This is a genomic window from Microbacterium schleiferi (assembly GCF_020781975.1).
GTDB lineage: Bacteria > Actinomycetota > Actinomycetes > Actinomycetales > Microbacteriaceae > Microbacterium.
In genome coordinates this window covers 260,219-280,698 of the sequence record NZ_JAJGNI010000001.1, presented here as the reverse complement: position 1 = coordinate 280,698, position 20,480 = coordinate 260,219, and the positions used below count along the sequence as shown (strand labels likewise).

The 20,480-nt window shown below is 67.2% G+C and carries 17 protein-coding genes; 7 read left to right on the top strand and 10 right to left on the bottom strand.

Annotation, left to right across the window (positions count from 1 at the left end):
* Positions 1–10 precede the first annotated feature (10 nt).
* Together LL236_RS01470 and nhaA are read right to left on the bottom strand one after the other, a co-directional pair.
* Complete coding sequence (locus LL236_RS01470) at positions 11–709, bottom strand: MazG nucleotide pyrophosphohydrolase domain-containing protein (RefSeq protein WP_228177018.1); 699 nt, start codon at positions 707–709, stop codon at positions 11–13.
* On the bottom strand, positions 706–1,881 hold the full coding sequence (nhaA, locus tag LL236_RS01465) for a Na+/H+ antiporter NhaA (RefSeq protein ID WP_228177017.1): 1,176 nt from the start codon (positions 1,879–1,881) through the stop codon (positions 706–708). Before nhaA ends, LL236_RS01470 begins: the two co-directional genes overlap by 4 nt.
* 167 nt (positions 1,882–2,048) lie before the next feature.
* Between nhaA and LL236_RS01460 the strand changes: the two genes are divergently transcribed.
* On the top strand, positions 2,049–4,736 hold the full coding sequence (locus LL236_RS01460) for a phosphoenolpyruvate carboxylase (protein ID WP_228177016.1): 2,688 nt from the start codon (positions 2,049–2,051) through the stop codon (positions 4,734–4,736).
* A 59-nt stretch (positions 4,737–4,795) separates the two neighbouring features.
* The gene (locus LL236_RS01455; protein ID WP_228177015.1) at positions 4,796–4,969 is read left to right on the top strand and encodes a hypothetical protein; all 174 of its coding nucleotides are present in this window, start codon (positions 4,796–4,798) and stop codon (positions 4,967–4,969) included.
* 4 nt (positions 4,970–4,973) lie between these two features.
* Here LL236_RS01455 and LL236_RS01450 read toward each other — a convergent pair whose 3' ends face one another.
* Positions 4,974–5,573 carry a gamma carbonic anhydrase family protein gene (locus LL236_RS01450; protein WP_228177014.1) on the bottom strand — a complete coding sequence of 200 codons (600 nt, stop codon included), beginning with the start codon at positions 5,571–5,573 and terminating at the stop codon, positions 4,974–4,976.
* Between the two features lie 84 nt (positions 5,574–5,657).
* Here LL236_RS01450 and LL236_RS01445 point away from each other — a divergent pair, with 84 nt between their 5' ends.
* Positions 5,658–6,443: a siderophore-interacting protein gene (locus LL236_RS01445; protein ID WP_228177013.1), complete on the top strand. Its 786-nt coding sequence runs from the start codon at positions 5,658–5,660 to the stop codon at positions 6,441–6,443.
* On the opposite strand, the gene mfd is transcribed toward LL236_RS01445, so the two are convergent.
* The 3 genes from mfd to LL236_RS01430 are packed head-to-tail and all read right to left on the bottom strand — an operon-like array spanning position 6,440 to position 11,338.
* Positions 6,440–10,054 (bottom strand): transcription-repair coupling factor, encoded by a 3,615-nt coding sequence (mfd, locus tag LL236_RS01440; protein ID WP_228177012.1) that lies wholly within the window; start codon positions 10,052–10,054, stop codon positions 6,440–6,442. The two genes, LL236_RS01445 and mfd, sit on opposite strands and share 4 nt — an antisense overlap.
* A gap of 35 nt (positions 10,055–10,089) precedes the next feature.
* Positions 10,090–10,674: an aminoacyl-tRNA hydrolase gene (gene pth / locus LL236_RS01435; protein ID WP_228177011.1), complete on the bottom strand. Its 585-nt coding sequence runs from the start codon at positions 10,672–10,674 to the stop codon at positions 10,090–10,092.
* Between the two features lie 34 nt (positions 10,675–10,708).
* Positions 10,709–11,338: a 50S ribosomal protein L25/general stress protein Ctc gene (locus tag LL236_RS01430; RefSeq protein ID WP_374197987.1), complete on the bottom strand. Its 630-nt coding sequence runs from the start codon at positions 11,336–11,338 to the stop codon at positions 10,709–10,711.
* Positions 11,339–11,574: 236 nt separating this feature from the next.
* Between LL236_RS01430 and LL236_RS14765 the strand changes: the two genes are divergently transcribed.
* Both LL236_RS14765 and gndA read left to right on the top strand, forming a co-directional pair.
* A complete protein-coding gene (locus tag LL236_RS14765) occupies positions 11,575–11,700 on the top strand; it encodes a hypothetical protein (RefSeq protein ID WP_267189386.1) in 126 nt (41 codons plus the stop codon).
* Between the two features lie 59 nt (positions 11,701–11,759).
* Positions 11,760–13,235, top strand: a complete 1,476-nt coding sequence (gene gndA / locus LL236_RS01425; RefSeq protein ID WP_228177009.1) for an NADP-dependent phosphogluconate dehydrogenase — start codon at positions 11,760–11,762, stop codon at positions 13,233–13,235.
* Between the two features lie 68 nt (positions 13,236–13,303).
* On the opposite strand, the gene LL236_RS01420 is transcribed toward gndA, so the two are convergent.
* On the bottom strand, positions 13,304–14,023 hold the full coding sequence (locus LL236_RS01420) for an ABC transporter ATP-binding protein (protein WP_374197986.1): 720 nt from the start codon (positions 14,021–14,023) through the stop codon (positions 13,304–13,306).
* Between the two features lie 82 nt (positions 14,024–14,105).
* A complete protein-coding gene (locus LL236_RS01415; protein ID WP_228177008.1) occupies positions 14,106–15,557 on the bottom strand; it encodes an ABC transporter permease in 1,452 nt (483 codons plus the stop codon).
* A 191-nt stretch (positions 15,558–15,748) separates the two neighbouring features.
* Between LL236_RS01415 and LL236_RS01410 the strand changes: the two genes are divergently transcribed.
* A complete protein-coding gene (locus tag LL236_RS01410) occupies positions 15,749–16,480 on the top strand; it encodes a response regulator transcription factor (protein ID WP_292725743.1) in 732 nt (243 codons plus the stop codon).
* Positions 16,477–18,015, top strand: coding sequence for a sensor histidine kinase (locus LL236_RS01405; RefSeq protein ID WP_228177007.1), 1,539 nt, complete (start codon positions 16,477–16,479; stop codon positions 18,013–18,015). The genes LL236_RS01410 and LL236_RS01405 overlap by 4 nt, the downstream gene beginning before the upstream one ends.
* On the opposite strand, the gene LL236_RS01400 is transcribed toward LL236_RS01405, so the two are convergent.
* Positions 18,009–19,583, bottom strand: coding sequence for an FAD-dependent oxidoreductase (locus tag LL236_RS01400; protein ID WP_228177006.1), 1,575 nt, complete (start codon positions 19,581–19,583; stop codon positions 18,009–18,011). The genes LL236_RS01405 and LL236_RS01400 overlap by 7 nt on opposite strands.
* The gene (locus LL236_RS01395) at positions 19,580–20,479 is read right to left on the bottom strand and encodes an FAD:protein FMN transferase (RefSeq protein WP_228177005.1); all 900 of its coding nucleotides are present in this window, start codon (positions 20,477–20,479) and stop codon (positions 19,580–19,582) included. The genes LL236_RS01400 and LL236_RS01395 overlap by 4 nt, the downstream gene beginning before the upstream one ends.
* Between the last annotated feature and the right edge of the window lies 1 nt (position 20,480).

The window sequence follows — 20,480 nt, the reverse complement described above, 5'->3', positions numbered from 1 at the left end:
TGGCACCGGCCTATTCTTCCAGGTCGGCAGGCTCCGCTTCGGCAGCCCGGATCTCCCCCGCGAGCGTGCGCAGTCGTTGGCGCAGTGCGCGCTCGGCATCCCAGCCGTGATCCCGGGCGGTCGAGACGAGGGCGAGGAGCGCGTCGCCGAGCTCATCTTCGGACGCAGGAGTCGCCGGCGGTGTCGCGTCGGCGCCACCACCGAGTCGCGGTGATGTCAGTGCGGGCAGCGACCCGGCCTTTCCCACCAGTTTCTGCGCGAGCGCGAGTGTCGGCATCCGTTCGCTCACGCCATCCAAGACGCTCGTGCGAGCGCGCTTCTCTTCGGCTTTGGCGGCGTTCCACAGCACCAACACCTGCTCGGGCGTCTCGGCAGTTTCGCCGGCGAAAACGTGCGGATGCCGGCGCACCATCTTGTCGGTGAGGGTGCGGGCTACATCATCGATGTCGAACGGGTCATCGCTGTCACGCGAAGCGATCTCGGCGTGGAACAGCACCTGCCACAGCAGGTCGCCCAGCTCCTCCCGCAGGTCGGCCCGTGTCCCGACCTCCACCGCATCGATCAATTCGGCGCTCTCCTCGACGAGGTAGGGCACGAGCGCCCGGTGATCGATCTGCTGGGTCCACACACACCTGTCGCGCACCGCTCGCATCGTGTCGGCAGCCCGGCGCAGCGGGTCCGCTGAGGTCGGCTCGGCCGGGTCGGTCATGACGTCGCTGCTTCGCTCGGATCACTGACCGAACTTGCCCGCCGCCGGTAGTGGCGAGCGCGCGTCGACACCAGGATGCCGGCGATGATCACCGAGATCAACGAGCCGGAGAGCACACCCAGGACAGCCTCGTCGGTGAGGAGGTCGTTGCCTTCGAATGCGAGTTCAGACAGCAGCAGCGACACTGTGAAGCCGATGCCCCCGAGCGCGCCGGCGGCGATGAGGTCAGCAAGCGGCAACCGCGGCATCGCGGGGTCGTGCGCAACACGTTGCGAGATCCACCCGAACAGCGAAATGCCGAGGATCTTTCCGACCGGCAGCGCGATCAGGATGCCGTAGAAGGCCGGCGTGAGTTCTTCGATCGAGACGGCCGGGATGATGACGAGTGCCGACGAGAAGGCGAACAGCGGGAGCACGATGACGTTGACCCACGGCTCCATGGCGTGCCGCGTGTGAAGCGCGGGCTGCTGGGCCATCGCAAGGCCCAGCGCGACGCCGGCGATCGTGGCGTGAACACCCGACAGGTAGACCAGAACCCACGTGCCCGCGGCAAGCAGCAGAAGGATCGGGATGAGGGCGGCGCGCGCCCGGGTATCGAGCTTGCGGCTCAGGTACCCGAAGATCACGACGAGCACTGCCGCAGCGGCAAGGAGAGCGATGTTGACGCCGTCGGTGAAGAGCACCGCGATGAAGATGATGCCGACGATGTCGTCGAGGATCGCGAGCGCGAGCAAAAAGATCCGCACGCCCGAGGGCAGACCTTTGCCGAAGACCGCGAGGACGCCGAGGGCAAAGGCGATATCGGTGGCTGTCGGGATCGGCCATCCGTCGGCTGACTCCGTGCCCCACGCGAACGCGAGGTAGACCGCGATCGGCACGATCACGCCGCCCGCCGCGGCGATCGCCGGCTGCAGCGCCTTGCGCGCCGAGTTGAGCTGTCCGTTGGTCAGCTCGAATTGCAGCTCCACGGCGACGACGAAGAAGAACAACGCAAGAAGTCCATCAGCAATCCAGTGACCCACCGAGAGCTCGAAGACGCCCGGGATGCCGACGTAGGTGTGCTGCAGTTCCTGCACACTGTGGCCGATCGGGGAGTTCGCGATGATGAGTCCCGCGGCAGCAGCAACCAGCAGCATGATGGCGGGAAAACGCGCAGAGCGAAGCAACGACATGGAGTCCTTTCGGGGGATGCGGCAGCCGACGCCGACCAGACTTCCCGGCTCTCCGCCCCCTATCCTACCGGCGGGGCCCGATGCACCTCGAAGCCGACTCGGGTCGCACCCGTCACGACTCGTCACACGTCACCTTGATGAAACACCTGGCCGATACGGTGGAATCCATGTATGAACTGACCCGGACCGAAGCCATCGACCTCGTCGGCCGATACGAAGCGGGTCAGGAGATACCCGAGCAGATGCGCGCCGATGTGCGCCTGCTCGGCTCGCTCCTCGGTGAAGTGCTCCGCGAGAGCGGGTCGCCGGGGCTGTTCGAGGATGTCGAGCGCCTGCGCCTTGCGACCATCCAGGCCTACACGGATGAGACGCCCGAGGCTTTCGCGCATGCCACCGAGGTTGCCGAGTCATTCTCCATCGAGCGTGCACATGAGGTGGCCCGCGCGTTCACGGCGTACTTCCACCTCGTGAACCTCGTCGAAGAGCACCAGCGAGTGCGGATCCTGCGCGAGCGCGACGGCCGCCCCGACAGCGAGGGCGCAGCCGACTCGATCGAGGCCGCGTACGCGCGCCTCGCAGACGAAGTCGGTGAGGATACCGCGCTCGCCCGCCTGCAGGCGCTGCGCTTCCACCCCGTCTTCACGGCGCACCCCACCGAGGCGCGTCGCCGGGCGATTTCTTCCAGCATCCGTCGCCTCGCGGGGCTGCTGCAGGAGCACGACGACCGCCTGCGCGACGGCAACGACCCGGCGCGCCTGGAACGGCGGATGGTCGAAGAGATCGACACCCTGTGGCGCACAGCCCCGCTGCGACCTGAGAAGCCGTCGCCGGTCGACGAAGTGCGCTCGGTCATGGCGATCTTCGACGAGACGCTCTACACCGTGGTCCCCGCCGTGTATCGGCGCCTCGATGACATGCTGCAGGGCACGAACGCGGGTGGTCGCGCACCGCTCGTCGCCCCCTTCGTGCGCGTGGGCTCGTGGGTCGGCGGCGACCGCGACGGTAACCCGTTCGTGACGGCATCCGTGACCCGCAAGGCCGCTGGCATCGCCGCCGAGCACATCCTGCTGGGGCTCGAGCGCACGACGCAGCGCATCGGGCGAACCCTCACCCTGGATGCCGAGACCACGCCACCGTCCGACGCACTGGTGACCCTGTGGAAGCGGCTGAAGGCTGCAGACGAAGAGGCAGCTACCGAGATCGCGAAGCGGTCGCCGAACGAGCCGCACCGCCGCATCCTGTTGATGCTCGCGCGCAAGATCGACGCAACGCGGCTGCGGGATGCCGACCTCGCGTACCGCGAGCCGAGCGAGTTCCTCGCCGACCTGCGCACCGTGCAGGACTCGCTCGTCGCAGCGGGGGCTGCCAGGCAGGCCTACGGTCACCTGCAGCAGCTGATCTGGCAGGTCGAGACCTACGGTTTCCACCTCGCGGAGCTCGAAGTGCGGCAGCACTCGGCTGTGCACGCGAAGGTGCTGGCCGAGCTCGATGCGGCTGCCGGTTCGACCGGCGAGCTTTCGGAGCAGGCCGACGAGGTGCTCGAGGTCTTCCGCACGATCGCGTTCCTGCAGGAACGCTACGGTCCGGCAGCGGCGGGCCGCTACATCGTGTCGTTCACCCAGTCCGCCGAAGATCTCGCGAACGTCCATCGCCTCGCGCGCCACGCGGTCGGCGAGGACGGACGGATGCCGGTGCTCGATGTGATCCCGCTGTTCGAGACCTTCGCTGACCTGCAGGCTGCACCGGGCATCCTTGCGGAGATCGTGCACCATCCCGAGTTCGCGGACAGGCTGGAGCGCACGGGTCGGCGCCTGGAGGTCATGCTCGGCTACTCGGACTCGTCGAAGGATGTCGGGCCGGTCGCCGCGACACTCGCGCTCTATGAGGCGCAGGCCGACATCGCCGCCTGGGCGAAGGACGAGGGAATCGAGCTCACGCTCTTCCACGGTCGTGGCGGTGCGCTCGGCCGCGGAGGCGGCCCCGCGAACTCCGCGATCCTCGCGCAGCCGCCGCACTCGGTCGATGGCCGGTTCAAGCTCACGGAGCAGGGCGAGGTGATCTTCGCTCGCTACGGCGACCCCGAGATAGCGATGCGCCACATCGATCAGGTAGCTGCAGCTGTGCTGCTGGCATCCGCACCCTCGATCGAGCGGCGCAACTCGGGCGCTGCGCGGAAGTTCGCCGACGTCGCGGCAACGCTGGATGCGACATCCCGCCAGCGCTTCTTCGACCTCGTGAAGGCCCCGGGGTTTGCGCCGTGGTTCGCCCAGGTCACCCCGATGGAAGAGATCGGGCTGCTCGCGCTCGGCTCTCGGCCAGCACGCCGCGGCCTGTCGGTCGAGTCCCTCGCGGACCTGCGCGCCATCCCGTGGGTGTTCGCCTGGGCGCAGGCGCGCATCAACCTCGCCGGATGGTTCGGCCTGGGCACCGCGCTTGACGCCGTCGGCGACGAAGACCTGCTGCGCGAGGCTTACGAGCAATGGCCGCTCTTTAGGACCATGATCGACAACGTCGGCATGAGCCTTGCCAAGACAGACCCGCGGATCGCGCGCCGCTATCTCGAACTCGGCGACCGCGACGACCTGGCAGGCCTCGTCCTCGACGAGATGACGCTGACCCGCTCGTGGGTCGTGAGGCTCACCGGGGGCGACGAGGTGCTTGCCAACAAGCCGGTGCTGCAGCGTGCGGTGAAGCTCCGTAGCCCCTATGTCGATGCGCTGTCGCTGCTTCAGCTGCGAGCGCTGCGCGGGCTTAGGGATGCCGCGGCATCCGATGCCCCCGCGGACCCCGATCAGCAGCGCCTTCTGCTGCTCTCGGTGAGCGGGGTCGCGGCGGGACTGCAGAACACCGGGTGATCCTGCGCGGATCGCGCGTCGCTGCCAGCGGTGTCGGTGGGCAGGGTTAGCGTCTGGGCATGGCTATCACGACCGTCGAGACTTGCCCGCTGTGCGGCACCGATGACGTTCGCGTCGACGACGTGGCTTGGTTTGCCATCGCGTTCGATCGCCGGGCCGAACTTCACGACGATGTCGAGACACAGGATGCCGTGGTGTTTCTGTGCCGCGAATGTGGCGTGAACTGGGACTGACCGCTCAGTCGAGGCGAACGTCGTCGGCGTGCCGCGCGAGACTCCGGCCGTAGCGCTCCGTGAGCTGGACCATCAGATCCGGCGTCTCGCGGTCGAGCCCGAACACGTAGCCCGGGAAGTCGAGGTCTTTCTGCGCTTCCCAGATCTCGTCGTGCCGGTCGGGTGAGTACAGCTGCGCCGGATTTCCGACGGCGATCCACCCGATCGGAACGACCGCCCCCGCGGGAAGGACTGTCCGCAGGTGCACGACGGCATTGATGCGAACTTCGGCTCGCTCCCCGATCCGCGCGCCGTTGAACACGCGCGTGCCTGTGGCGAGAAACACTTCGTCGGCGATCGACGCGCCCGAGATGCTCGCCATCGGCCCGACCAGCACGTGGTGGCCAATGTGCACGGCATCCGTCGCGCTGGCACGGATCAGCGCGTTCTCCATGACGATGACGTTTTCGCCTATCGTGATGGGGCCGCCTTCGGCCGTAATGACGGCGCCGTGCAGGACCTGGGAATTCGCCCCGATCGTGACATCACCTGAAATCACCGCGCTGGGCGCGATGACAGCCGTGGGGTGGATGCGGGGCTGCGCCCCGAGGTGCTCGAACCGCATCGTTCCTCCTCGATCGGTGTCAGCGTACCGCGCCGGAGTTCCGCACCACCCCGGACTGTTGCGAGCGGCGCTACCGTTGTGGGGATGGCACTTTCCTCCCGAACCACGTCCCGCGCGCCCCGACCGACGATCGAGTTCACCGTTCTCGAGACGACCTGGCTGAACCCACACCTTGTGCGCGTCCGCCTCGGCGGGCCCGGCTTCGTTCAGTTCCAGGACCGGCCCGAGACCGACAAGTACGTGAAGCTGAAGTTCACGACTCCCGAACCCGAGTCACACCCCGTGACGCGCACGTACACGGTGCGCCACGTCGACCGTGCCGCGCGGGCGATCGACGTCGACTTCGTCATCCACGGCGACGAGGGACTTGCAGGTCCCTGGGCAGCGACGGTGGAGCCTGGCGCGACGATCAGTCTCATGGGGCCTGGCGGCGGCTACTCCCCCGATCCCGACGCCGACTGGCATCTGTTCGCGGGTGACATGTCGGCAGTTCCCGCCATCGCGGCCGCACTCGAAGCTCTCCCCGTGCACGCGGTGGGCGCGGCGATCATCGAAGTCGACACCGAGGCTGACATCCTCGGCCTCGATCACCCAACCGGCGTCGACGTCGTGTGGATCAGCAACCCGGATCATGCCGTTTCGGCGCTCGCTGACGCCGTCCGGACGATCGACTGGCGCGAGGGACGCGTTCACGTCTTCGCCCACGGCGAGCGCGAAGCGATGAAAGAACTCCGCCGCGTGTTCTTCGACGAGCACGCCCTCGAGCGTGGACAGGTATCCCTATCGGGATACTGGGCCCGCGGCCGTACCGAAGACCGATTCCAGGCCGAAAAGCGCGAGCCGATCGGCCAGATCCTTCCGCCCGCCTAGGCGTCGGCAGGTGCGGTAGCGGGTGACGGCTCGGGCCACAGCTGCCCGAGAAGCGTGTCGACCCATTCGATGAGGTCGGCATCCGCCACCGGCTCGCCGCTGGCCCGAGGCAGCGGCACGACCACAGCCTCGCCACCGGCCAACAGCTTCGCTGCGGGATACAGCCGCTGCAGGCGGACACGCATCGAGTCCTCCAGTCGCGCCGGAGCGATGCGCAGGTTCGGACCCATCGCGACGACATCCGTCAGACCTGCGCGCGCGGCGCGGCGACGCAGCCGGGCCATCGACAGCAGCCCGGCGACGTCGGTCGGCGGCTCGCCGTAGCGGTCGGTGAGCTCCTCGATGACAGCGTCGATCGCGTCATCCTTGGCGCTCGCGGATGCCGCCGCCGAGAGCTTCTGATACGCCTCGAGACGGAGCCGCTCGCTGTCGATGTAGTCCTCGGGGATGCGGGCCTGCACGGGCAGCTCGAGCCGCAACTCGGCGGGGCCCTCGACGTCCTCGCCGCGGAAGGTTGCGACAGCCTCACCGATCATCCGCAGGTAGAGGTCGAACCCGACCCCGGCGATATGCCCGGCCTGCTCGGCGCCGAGGAGGTTTCCGGCACCGCGCAGCTCGAGGTCCTTGAGCGCAACCTGCATCCCACTGCCCAGATCGTTGTTGACGGCGATCGTTTCGAGTCGGTCGGCAGCGGTCTCTGAAAGCGGCTTCGTGTCGTCGTAAAGGAAATACGCGTAGGCGCGCTCCCGGCCACGCCCCACACGGCCGCGCAGCTGGTGAAGCTGTGACAGTCCGTACTTGTCGGCCCGGTCGATGATGATCGTGTTGGCGTTGGCGATATCGAGGCCCGTCTCGATGATCGTCGTCGAGACGAGTACGTCGGCCTTGCGCTCCCAGAAGTCGTCGACGACCTGCTCGAGCTGATGCTCACCCATCTGCCCGTGAGCGACCACGACCCGCGCCTCCGGCACGAGCTCTGCCAGTTCGCTCGCTACCCGCTGGATCGAACTCACCCTGTTGTGGACGTAGAAGACCTGACCCTCCCGCAGCAGCTCCCGGCGAATGGCCGCCGCAATCTGCTTGTCATTGCGAGCCCCGACATACGTGAGGATCGGATGCCGGTCTTCGGGTGGTGTCTGCAGCGTCGACATCTCCCGGATGCCTGTCACGGCCATCTCGAGCGTTCGAGGAATGGGGGTGGCGCTCATCGCGAGGATGTCGACATTGGTCTTGAGCTTCTTCAGGGCGTCCTTGTGCTCGACGCCGAACCGCTGCTCCTCATCGATGATCATGAGTCCGAGGTCCTTGAAGATCACCTTCTCGGTCAGGATCCGATGTGTACCGATCACCATGTCGATGGTGCCGTCGGTGAGGCCCGCCAACGTCTCCCGGGCCTCCTTGTCGGTCTGGAATCGCGAGAGTGCCTTGACCTTGACCGGGAAGCCCGCGAAGCGCTCCGTGAACGTCTCGAGGTGCTGCTTGACCAGCAGCGTCGTCGGAACGAGCATCGCTACCTGCTTGCCGTCCTGAATGGCCTTGAATGCGGCCCGCACGGCAACCTCGGTCTTCCCGAACCCGACATCCCCCGACAGCAGCCGGTCCATGGGGATCGGCCGCTCCATGTCGGCCTTGATCTCATCGATTGTCTGCAGCTGATCCATCGTCTCGGCGAACGGGAAAGCCTCTTCGAGCTCACGCTGCCACGGCGTATCCGGTCCGAAAGCGTGCCCCTTGGCCGCCATCCGCGCCGAATAGAGCTTCACGAGTTCAACGGCGATATCGCGCACCGCCTTGCGCGCACGGCCCTTCGCCTGGGCCCAGTCGCTGCCGCCCATCTTTGAGAGGGTCGGCGCCTCCCCGCCGACGTAGCGCGAGAGCAGGTCGAGCTGGTCGGTCGGCACCATGAGCTTGTCGCCGGGGTACCCGCGCTTGGACGGCGCGTATTCGAGTACGACATACTCGCGCACGCTCTTGACCGGGTTTCGGCCGCCCGACGACACCTCACGCTTCGCGAGTTCGACGAACCGTCCGATCCCGTGCGTGGCGTGCACGACGTGATCACCGGGAGTCAGCTGGAGTGGGTCGACGACGTTCCGGCGCTTCGACGCGAGCTTCTTGACCACACGGCTGTCGCCACCGATCGTGCGTCCGTAGAACTCAGACTCCGTCAGCACGGCCAGGCGGGCGTCCTCGAGCTCAAAACCGCGCTCGAGCTGTGCCACCGCGAGTGTGGCCCGGCCGGGCTCGGGTGCGGCAGCCGCGTCCTCGACGAGCGCTGCCGCAATCTCCCGCTCCGCGAGAACGTCCCTGGCGCGCTCAACCAGTCCCGCGCCGGATGCCGTGACCACGACGCTCCACCCGGCGGTTACGAGGTCGCCCACGTAGGCGGTGGCCCCCTCGACGTTGCCGTGGAACGACGGCACCGATCGTGCGGGAATCCTCACTGGCGCATCGCCGAGCATGTCGTCACGGTCGTCGGCGAGCAACCCCTCGGCTGCCGCATCGGCAGCTCCCGAGTCGAAGGGACTCAGCGTCCACCACACGCCGGCACGTTCGTGAACTGCCTCACGTAGCGCCGCGATCGTCAGAAAGTCGCCAGCGCCCAGATCGATCGGCGTGTTCGCGCCAGCTGTCGCAGCGCTCCACGCGGCCTCGAGGAACTCCCGGTTGGTCTCGGCGAGAGTCCGGGCGCGTGTGCGGGATCGCTCGGGGTCCACGAGAGCAACGGCAGAACCCGCGGGCAAATAGTCGACGAGGGTCGCCATCTGCGGCACGAGCGCCGGCGTCAGCGACTCCATCCCCTCGGCAGGGATCCCCTCCGCCATCTTCTCGAGCATCCCCTGCAGGCCCGCGAACTCGCCGGCCAACTGTCGTGCACGAGCGCGCACATCAGCGGTGAGCAGGAGTTCGCGCCCGGGAAGCAGATCGACGGCTTCGACGGCCCCGGGCAGCGAACGCTGGTCGGCGACCGAGAACGTACGGATCTGGTCGACCTCGTCGCCGAAGAACTCAACGCGATACGGGTGATCGGCAACCGTCGGGAACACATCCAGGATGCCGCCGCGCACCGCGAACTCGCCGCGGCGTGAAACCATGTCGACGCGGTGGTAGGCGAGCTCGACCAGGCGCTCGACGATCAGCGCGAGATCGTGGCCGCGCTCGCCCGCGCGCAACCGCACCGGTTCGACGTCCGCTAGGCCCGCCGCCAACGGCTGAAGCGCCGCGCGCACTGACGCGACGACCACAATCGGGGCAGAATCGGGCGACGACGCGATGCGCGCAATCGTCTCGAGCCTGCGCCCGACGGTCTCGGGGCTCGGACTCAGGCGTTCGTGCGGCAGCGTCTCCCAAGCAGGAAACTGCAACACGGCGGCTTCGGGAAGGAGCGCGCGCAGCGCCGGCATGAGAGACTCCACACGGCGGCCGGTCGGCGCGATCGCCAGCAGCACCGGAGGCTTACCGGAGTCTCTGCGCCGACGAACGAGTGCGCTCAGCAGCGGAGCATCAAGACCATCGACCACCGAAATATCGGCATCCACGGCTGCCGCCGCAACCACATCCCGGAAGTGCTCGGAGCGGTCGAGGGCGCGCGAGATCCCGGGAAAAGCCACCGGACGATTCTAGGCCGCCCGGTAGGCCGCCGGGTTCACGGCCGAGGTGCGTGGTACACCTGCTGGGCTGCGAGGAGACCTTCATCGACGAGTCGCTCGACCGCGTCTGCGGCATCCGAGACGGCAAGCGCGATCTCTTCGCGCGCCGAGGCCGGGAAGGGCTGCAGCACCCAGTCGGCAGGATCCTGACGGCCGGGCGGCCGACCAATCCCCACTCGCACCCGCGGAAACTCCGGGGTGTTCAGGGCCTTGGCAACATCGCGCACGCCGTTGTGTCCGCCGTGCCCGCCGCCGATCTTGAGCCGAACGGCGTCGAACGGGATGTCGAGCTCGTCGTGCACGACGACGACACGTTCGGGGGGGATCCCGTAGAACTGCGCGAGACCCGCGACGGGACCCCCCGAGACGTTCATGAACGAGTTGGGCTTGGCGAGCACGATCTTGGGTCCACCCGGTCGCAGCCACGCTTCGGCCACGCGAGCGTTCGCCTTGTGGGAGCGAAAGCCCTCGCCGCGGCGAGCCGCGAGCTCATCGACGACGAGCTGCCCGATGTTGTGGCGGGTTCGCTCGTACTGCGGACCGGGGTTACCCAGGCCCACGATGAGCCACGCGTCGCTCACGGCAGCGTCCTCCCGGCTCGATCAGCCCGTCGGATTACTCCGACTCGGTCGCAGCATCCTCGTCAGCGTCTGCGGCGTCAGTGGCAGCCTCGTCCTCAGCAGCCTCGTCAGCGGCTGCGGCAGCGGGCACCGAGACAGCAACGACGAGAACCTCGGGGTCGGTGACGAGAGTCGCACCCTGGGGAAGCGTCAGTTCGCCTGCCGTGATGCGGGCGCCCTCTTCGAGGCCCTCGACGTCGACCTCGACGTGCTCGGGGATGTGGGTGGCGTCCACCGCGAGCGACACGCTCGTGGCGTCGAGGTTGACGATGGTGCCTGAGAAGGACTCACCGACGACGACAACGGGAACGTCGACCTGGACCTTCTCGCCCTTCTTGATGACGACGAGGTCGATGTGCTCGATGATCTGGTTCACCGGGTCCTTCTGGACGTCCTTGACCAGCGCGAGCTGGGACTTGCCGGCGATGTCGAGCTCGATCAGTGCGTTCGCGCGACGCACGAGCAGCAGCATCTGGTGGCCGGGCAGCGCGACGTGCACCGGGTCGGTGCCGTGGCCGTAGAGAACGGCGGGGATCTTGCCGGCGGCGCGCAGACGGCGGGCGAAGCCCTTACCGAAGTTCTCGCGGAGTTCGGCGTGGACGGTGGTGTCTTCAGACATGTGCATTCTCCTTGGGCAGGGACCGGGTGGTGATCTCAGCCCGGACATCAGGGGTTCGACTCAACCGCGAGCGCGTGAGGAACCCGATGAGACCGCACACCCCCGTCGATAACGGATGCTGTGAGCAGTGCTGGGCGCACGCGCGAGCATCCCTCGCCGAAGTACAGTCCGCAAGTCTACCAGCGGCCCCGGTACGATGGTGACGGGCCGCGACGGGCCCGCTTTCCCGAGAGCAAGGACGAATGATGGACGCCCAGGTCACCTCGAACATTCTCGTCGCCGTGATCGGCATCCTCACCCTCAGCACCCTCGTCGGTGTCGTTGCGGCCTTCTGGTCGATGGGGCGTTCGGCCTACCGCAAGGAGTGATCCGCGTCGTTCCCTTAGGCTGACTGCGGCAACCACCCGCAGACGCCCAGGGAGTGAACGTGACGGATCAGGCAGCGACAAGCACTGCGACAGCGAATATCGGAGTCGTGGGACTCGCGGTCATGGGGTCCAACCTCGCGCGCAACCTCGCAAGCCGTGAAGGCAACACCGTCGCGATCTTCAACCGCAGCGCGGAGAAGACCGAGCACCTGGTCGCGGAACATCCCGAAGCCGGGTTCGTCGCCACGTACTCGTACGAGGAGTTCGCCGCCTCACTGACCACGCCGCGCACCGCGATCATCATGGTCAAGGCCGGCGCCGGCACGGATGCCGTCATCAACGAGCTCCTGCGCGTCTTCGAGCCCGGCGACATCATCGTCGACGGCGGCAACGCCCTGTTCACCGACACCATTCGCCGCGAGAAGGCGGTCCGCGAGACGGGCATCAACTTCGTCGGTATGGGCGTTTCCGGCGGTGAGGAAGGCGCTCTCCTCGGCCCGTCGCTGATGCCCGGCGGCTCGGACGAGTCGTGGGTCACGCTCGGCCCCATCCTGAAGTCCATCGCTGCGGTCGCCGAGGGCGAGCCGTGCGTCACCCACATCGGCCACGACGGCGCCGGCCACTTCGTGAAGATGGTGCACAACGGCATCGAGTACGCAGACATGCAGGTGATCGCCGAGGCCTACGACCTCATCCGTCACGCGACCGGCTACTCCCCCGCTCAGATCGCCGACGTGTTCGCCGAGTGGAACCGCGGCGAGCTCGAGTCGTACCTGATCGAGATCACCGCCGAGGTGCTGCGCCAGACGGATGCAGACACCGGAGCACCGCTCGTTGACGTCGTCCTGGACCAGGCCGGCGCGAAGGGTACTGGCGGGTGGACTGCCCAGACAGCGATCGATCTGGGCGTGCCGGCATCGGGCATCGCCGAAGCCGTGTTCGCTCGCTCGCTTTCGTCGCACCCTGAGCAGCGCTCGACCGCGGGCGTTCTGCCGGGGCCCGACGCGGATGCCGAAACGTCCTTCGCAGACGACCCTGAGGCGTTCATCGAAAAGGTTCGTCGGGCACTCTACGCCTCGAAGATCGTTGCCTACTCGCAAGGGTTCGACATCATTCGTGCGGGCGCCGCGCACTACGGCTGGAACATCAACCTCGGTCAGGTCGCGGCGATCTGGCGCGGCGGCTGCATCATCCGTGCCCGTTTCCTCAATCGCATCACCGAGGCATATGCCGAGACTTCGGATCTGCCCGTCCTGATGACGGCGCCGTTCTTCGTCGGCGCGCTCGCCACCGCTCAAGACTCGTGGCGGGACGTCGTCGCGCACGCAGCCGCCACGGGGCTTCCGGCTCCCGTGTTCTCCTCGTCGCTTGCCTATTACGACGGTCTGCGGGCCGGGCGTCTGCCGGCTTCTCTCATCCAGGGACAGCGCGACTTCTTCGGTGCGCACACGTACAAGCGCATCGACCGCGAGGGCACGTTCCACACGCTGTGGTCGGGGGATCGCAGCGAAATCGAAGCCGTCGACACTCACTGACCTCCGCGAACCCCGAGGGGCCGTGACCGACTCAGCCTCGGTCACGGCCCCTCGTTCGCGCAACATCGTCAGATCTCGCGGACGCTCCCCTTCTCAAGGCGTAGGCGCCGATGAGCGCGGCGCGCGACTGCCGAGTCGTGCGTCACCACGATGAGGGTGAGGCCGTCTCGGTTGAGCCCTTCCAGCAGCTCGAGGATCTCGTCGCGCATGTGCTCATCCAGGTTTCCGGTCGGCTCATCGGCCAGGAGCACGCGCGGGCGCTTGGCGATTGCACGGGCGATCGCGACGCGCTGCTGCTGCCCACCCGAGAGCTCGCCCGGCAGGTGATCGGCGCGTTCTGCCAAGCCCACCTGGGCAAGGGCCTCGGTGACCCGGCTGTGGCGGTCGGTGCCGCTCAGCCCGAGCGGCTCGAGGCCCATGTCGACGTTCTCGTGCGCTGTGAGGGTGGGGATCAGATTGAACCCCTGGAACACGAAGCCCACCTCGGTGGCTCGGACGTGTCCGAGTGTGGCGTTCGAGGCTTTCGCAAGATCGACCTCGCCGAGTTTGACGACACCGGAGGTCGGCCGATCGAGCGCGCCCAGCATCTGCAGGAGGGTGGACTTCCCGCCACCCGTCGGGCCCTGGATGGTGACGAACTCGCCCTCGCGGATCTCGAGATCGACGCCCGCCAGAGCGCGGACATTCCGGTTCTTCTGCTGGTACTCGCGAATCACCGCTTGCAACGCGTAGATCGGCGATGGCGCTGACGATTCGATGGATGTCGTCGCGGGTTCCGTCATGCTCATGGGATTCTCCTGTTCGTTCGTGACACTTTCGTTCGTGACACTTTCGTTCGTGACACTTTCGTTCGTGACTGTGTTCATGTCCTTAGCCGACCGACCGCAGTGCTTCGGCAGGGCTCAATCGGGCGGCTCGCCAGCCTCCGAAGGCACCGGCGATCAGGCCGCCGGCGATGGCAATTCCGACCGCTGCGGCGACGACCCACAGCGTGATCGGCGCGTGAAGGACGATATCCGCCGCCTGCTGCGCCATTCCGCCGAAGCCTCCGCCCATCGGACCGCCCCCTTGACCGGGCCCCGCCTGACCGGTGGATGCGGCTGTCGACGAGATCGTCGGTGAGATCAGGTTGATGATCCCGATCCCCGCAAGCCCGATCGCCAAACCGATCGCACCGCCGATCAGACCCTGGATCACCGATTCGCCGGCGACCTGCCCGACGACCCGGCCATTGGACCATCCGATCGCCTTGAGCGTTCCGAACTCGCGCGTGCGTCGTGTCACGCCCGAGATCGTGAAGAGCACCGCCAATGCCAGCGCGACAGCGAGCACGAGGATCGACAGCCACGTACCGAGGTTCGTGATCAGCGACGAGGCGCTCGCGAGTGACGACGAGACTGTCGATGCCAGGTCCGACTGGGAGCTGACGGTGGCGCCGGCAACGCTGTCTTCGATTTCCGCTTGTACGGCATCGATCTGGTTGGCCGAGGTCGACTGGACATAGACCGTCGACACGACGTCGTCGAGACCGGCCAGTGACTGTGCGACATCGAGCGGGATGTATACGTTGGCCGCCGTGTCGGCGTCGCTGGAGGTCGAGGCGATGAGTCCGACGACCTCGACCTCGGAGCCACCGACATCGATCGTGTCCCCGACAGAGATCTCGTTTGTGGTCGCATAGCTCGCGTCGACGACCGCGACCAGTTCTCCGGCGTCGCCAGCTGCCAGCGCGCGGCCCTCCGAAACTTCGACCGCCGATAGCGGCCCGACAGCGGTGTCATCGGGGTCGATTCCAAGGACGGTGAACGAGTCCAGATCGAAGGCGCTGCCGCCGGCACCGTCAGGACCGCCTGCCGGAGGCTCCCCCGACTCGCCCGGGCCGCCCTGCTGCATCTGCGACCTGTCAGGCATCTCACCACTGAACGTGATGTTCGTGAGCGAAAGCGCACCGGATGCTGCAGCAACGCCGTCGAGGGATGCAACACTCTCGACGGTCGAAGCATCCAGCGTCCCGCGCATGAAGTCGGCTGTGAGGCGCGACTGCGACACCGAGGTGGTGCCGTCGGTGGTTTCGCCTGCCTCACTGTCGAACTCGAAGCGCTGACCACCGCCCTCGCCCGGCTCTGCGGCGGCGCCGGTGACCGTCAGGTCGGTTCCGACGCCGTAGACGGATTCGAGCGCTTGCGCCTGTGCGTCCCGGACTCCCGCAGAGAGAGCGTTGACGACGATGACGAGAGCGATCGCGACGGCAAGGCCCACCGCCACGATGATCGTCTGCTTCTTGCGTCCAGCGAGTTCGCGACGCAGGTAGGTCCAATACATGGGTCTCCTTCAGCTCCGGATTGCAGCCTTCGGCACGAAGGTAGGGATGGTGTTGATGAGCCCGAAAAGGGATCTCTATGCCGAACCTATGGATCGCGCGCCGCACGAGACAGCGGAGTGGGCGTGATCTTCACAGACGGCGCATAGCTGGCTCCATAGGAAACCCATAGCTGGAGCATCACAATGAGTCCATGACATCTCCGGCTCCCGCCCTGCGCCGACCCGACGGCGCGGCTGTTCGCATCCTCGTCGTCGACGACGAACAGATGCTCACCGACCTGCTCTCCATGGCCCTGCGTATGGAGGGCTGGGATGTTCGAACCGCGGCATCCGGATTCGAAGCCCTGCAGGCCGTCCGCGATTTCGAGCCCGACGCGATGGTGCTCGACATCATGATGCCCGACCTCGACGGCATGGCTGTGCTGCATCGCCTGCGCCAGTCTGGCAACGACGTGCCGGTGCTGTTCCTCACCGCGAAGGATGCCGTCGCCGACCGGGTCGCGGGGCTCACCGCGGGCGGCGATGACTACGTGACCAAGCCGTTCAGCCTCGAAGAAGTCGTCGCGCGACTTCGCGGTTTGATGCGCCGCGCCGGAACGGCTACCCAGAGCGAGGAGGAGCCGATCCTGCGGGTGGGTGACCTCTCATTGAACGAGGACAGCCATGAGGTGGAGCGAGGGGGCGACGAGATCGAACTCACCGCAACCGAGTTCGAACTGCTGCGCTATCTGATGCGCAACCAGCGTCGCGTCGTCTCGAAGGCGCAGATCCTGGATCGCGTCTGGAACTACGACTTCGGCGGCAGATCCAGCGTCGTGGAACTCTACATCTCCTACCTGCGCAAGAAGATCGATCAGGGCAAGGAGCCGCTCATCCATACCGTGCGTGGCGTCGGCTACATGATCAAGGCGCCGACACAGTGACGGATTCTCGTCGGGGCGGATGGCGACCATGGGGCCTCGAGGGGCGCCTGGTCGTCACGATCGTCGCGGTCGTGGCCCTGATCTTCGCCACAGTCAGCATCGCCACGGGCGCGATCCTCGGCTCGATTCTGCAGTCGAACCTCGACAACGAGGTCACCGAAGCCACGGCCAAGGCGCTGCGAACGGTACACGATGCACCCCAAGTAGCCGCGGGGACCGAGGATGCCGCCGCGCTCCTGGCCTCGGGACCCTTCGAGCCGGGCTTTCTCATCGTTATCGAGTCAGCCTTCGGCTCCGTCACGGGTGGCTACATCGACGCCGACGGAACCGCGTCGTCCCTGAACGACTCTCAGGTCGCCCAGATCGTGCAGCAGCTGGGCCAGCCGGGCGAGGGCGGCCCCGTCCGCGAGATAACGATCGACGGTGTCGGCACCTACCGGATGCTCGCACTCGGCGGCGGGAGCTTCGCGATCGCATCGGGCCTGCCGGTCAGCCAGGTGACCGAAACGCTCACGCAGATCGCAACGACCGTCGCCCTGCTGACAGCGGGGGGTCTTGTGCTTCTCGGGCTCGCCGTCACGGTCATCGTGCGACGGAGTCTGCGGCCGCTTCGCGTGGTAGCTGACACCGCCGAGCGTGTTGCGAGTGTTCCCATGGCTGAGGGCGAGGTCTCGATCGCTGATCGCGTTCCGGCATCCGAAACCGATGAACGCACCGAGATCGGTCGGGTCGGTCACGCGTTGAACACACTCCTGGATCACGTCGACGCGTCGCTGGAAGCCCGCCAGCGTAACGAAGAGCGGATGCGTCGGTTCGTCGCCGACGCGAGCCATGAACTGCGCACGCCGCTGGCCTCGATCCGCGGATACTCCGAACTCTCGCTGCGCGATCCACAGCTGAGCGAGACTACCGAGTCGGCCCTGTCCAGAATCCAGGCGCAGTCGCTGCGGATGACGCGGCTCGTCGAAGACCTGCTGCTTCTCGCGCGTCTCGACGAGGGCCAAGAGCTCGTCTACGGGGTGGTCGATCTCACGCAGCTCGCCGTTGAAGCGCTCGGCGATGCGCAAGTCGCCGGTCCCGAGCACGTCTGGCTGCTGGAGGTCGATGAGGAGCCGGTGACCGTTCCCGGCGACTCCGCTCGGCTGCAGCAGGTGGTCGTAAACATGCTTGCGAACGCGCGGACCCACACACCCGCGGGAACCGAGGTCACACTATCGGTCGGCCGAGAGAGCTCACCGGCCGCGGGCGGGCCAGCCACGGATGCTGCGGTCATCCGTGTCCATGACAACGGACCGGGGATCGAGCCTGCCATCGCCGACGAACTGTTCGAGAGGTTCTCACGCGCCGACAGATCACGAGCCCGGCAAACCGGTGGCACCGGGCTGGGTCTGTCGATCGCGCGGGCCATCGTCCACGCTCACCACGGTGAGATCTCGGTGGAGAGCAGGCCCGGAGACACCACGTTCACGGTGCGGCTTCCGCTTCCGACGCACGCCGACCGGACTGGCCCCGCGGCACGGGCTGCAGCTCAGTAGCCGCTGAAGGCGTCAGTCGTCACCGACTTCGCCCGCTCGAGGGCCGGCGCGAGGTCGGCGATCAGTCGCGGCGGCCCCGAGATGGCAGCGTGCCGGGCGTGCAGGTCGGGAACGACCTGCAGCAGACCTGGTGCGTCGAGGCGCACTCCGCGCGCCCACTGCCAATTCTGTGGCAGTGGGCCCGGGTCATCGCGCGTGAAGACCACGACGGGGACGCCGGATGCCGCGATGTCGTCGCGGAAAGCCAACTCGGCAGCCTCGGAGGCTACGTACACCAGAACGATGTCGCGGTGCTGCCCCCTCGCTTGCAGATGCCGCAGCTGCGACACGAACGGGGTGATGCCGATTCCGGCGGCGACCATGAGGAGGGGGGTTTCGGCCCGGTTCGGGAGCACGAAGTCTCCCCAGATGCCGGTGACTGCCAGGGATGCCCCGGCGTCGACCTCCGCCAGCGCGCGCTTGTAGGAGCTGGGCGCGGGGCCGCCGGAGCCTGCCGGGTACTCCCGGAACGCGATACGGATCGCGGGAAGGTCTTCGGGGGCCGACGCGATGCTGAACTCCCGGCGCGTGCCGCGCGCATCCGGCCTGTGGTGCGGGACGTCAAGCTCGAGGTACTGCCCGGGGAGGAAGTGGATGCGGCGCTTGGCGGTGAAGGTCAGCATTCGTACCGTCGGGGTGATCATCTCGCGCGAGTCAAGGGTCAGCCGAACAGCAGCCCGCACCGAGAACGCGAAGGCAACCAGGTTCCCCACCAACAGGGCACGCTCCTGTCCCAGGGTGATTTCGCCGAGCGAGATCGGCCACCCGGCGAGGACACCGACGACACCGGCGACAAGGAACTGCTGCCACCGCCGGGGTGGGAGGGTGAGCGGCTCCGACAGCATGAACACGCCGAGGAAGAGGAACGGCGAGGACCACAGCAGCGACCAGAAGATCGTCAGCGCATCGACGGCGAGCCCGGCAGTCTGGTACTGGATCGAGGTGCGCGCGAAGCCGACCGCGACGGCGACAAGCAGGAACACCAGAACCATGCGGATCTTCTCGGTGCGCCACAGCACCGCCAGACCGAGAATGACGACGGGAGCTGCGAGAACCGGCGTTCCCACCCACCACGCCGATGCGCCGAGCGCCGGAATCCAGATGCTCACGATCGTGAGAACTGCAGCGCCCACCGCGGCGGGGTTGAAGATGTGGCGGCCCCGCCAGGCCAACAGATACTTGGATGCCGCGGCCACGGCTCCTGCCAGCGCGACACCGACCAGAGCGACCGGTTCGAGAGTGGGCCGCAGGACGAACAGCAGGATGAACGCGGTGATCACCGAGGACTCAAGCCGAAGCGACTGCCCGATGATCCGGTGCGCAACGACATCGACGATGCCGCACGCGACAGCAAGCACCGCGAGGGTCGCGAGCAGCTCCAGGGGGCTGGGCGCCACGAGGCCGAAGAATGAGACTCCGAACGCAACGACGGTCAGGGCGAGCAGCGCCAGGAAGACCATGCGATACATCGAGACCTTGCCGAGCACCGCGAACACGCGGTTCCAACCTGCGGTCAACCATCCGATCATGTGAACAACTCTGCCCTACACCGCTCCGTCCCGAATCCGGGAGACCATTCGACGCGGCCGACCGTCGTCATCCGCACCCACTCGACGCCCCACCGATACGCGAGCTCCGCGCCCCCCTCGAAGAACAACGCGGTAGCCGCAGCGTCAGCCACCATCGCGGTGGGGGCTACAGCCCAGGTCGCCGCGACGGTTCGAACCGGCACACCGGTGCGCGCGTCGAGCACGTGGTGAAGACCATCGCCCCAAGCCCGCCGGTTCGTCGCCGAGGCGCACAGCGCGGCATCCTCGAGGTCGACGACACCGATGATCCGCGTCGGGTCGTACGGATGCTCAAGGCCGATCCGCTCACGCACACCCGAGCAGCGCACGTCGCCACCGGCATCGACAGTGAGGGCACCCTGCTTCTGCCCCTCGAGGTGATCCAGAACGAGATCGACGAGGCGACCCTTTCCGATCGCGCCGACGTCGATGAGAGCCGGTTGCGAGAGCGTCAGCGCGCGGTCGTCGATGGAGACAACTCGCCGCCAGTCGGCTGGGGCGTTGACAGGGGCGCTCTGGCGGAGCGAATAGGACCTGTCGTAGCCGAGCGCTTCGAGCGAGACCCCGACGAGCGGGTTCACCGCCCCGCCCGTTGCAGCATCAAGGTCCGCGTAGATCGCGAACATCGCCTCGGCGTCGGCGGGTAGCGGACGGGAACCCCCGGACGCGAGAGCGCTGACGGTTGAGTCCTCGCGAAAGCGCGACCACTCGCGGTCGAACTCGTCGATCATGACGAGGACGGCGGCGCGTTCGTCGTCAGTGAGGGGCTCGTGAGTATCGATCGCCCACTGCGTTCCGATCGCCTCGAAACGCCAGCCCGGGCGCGGCCCCCCGGCGACGCGGGCTTCGTCACCCATT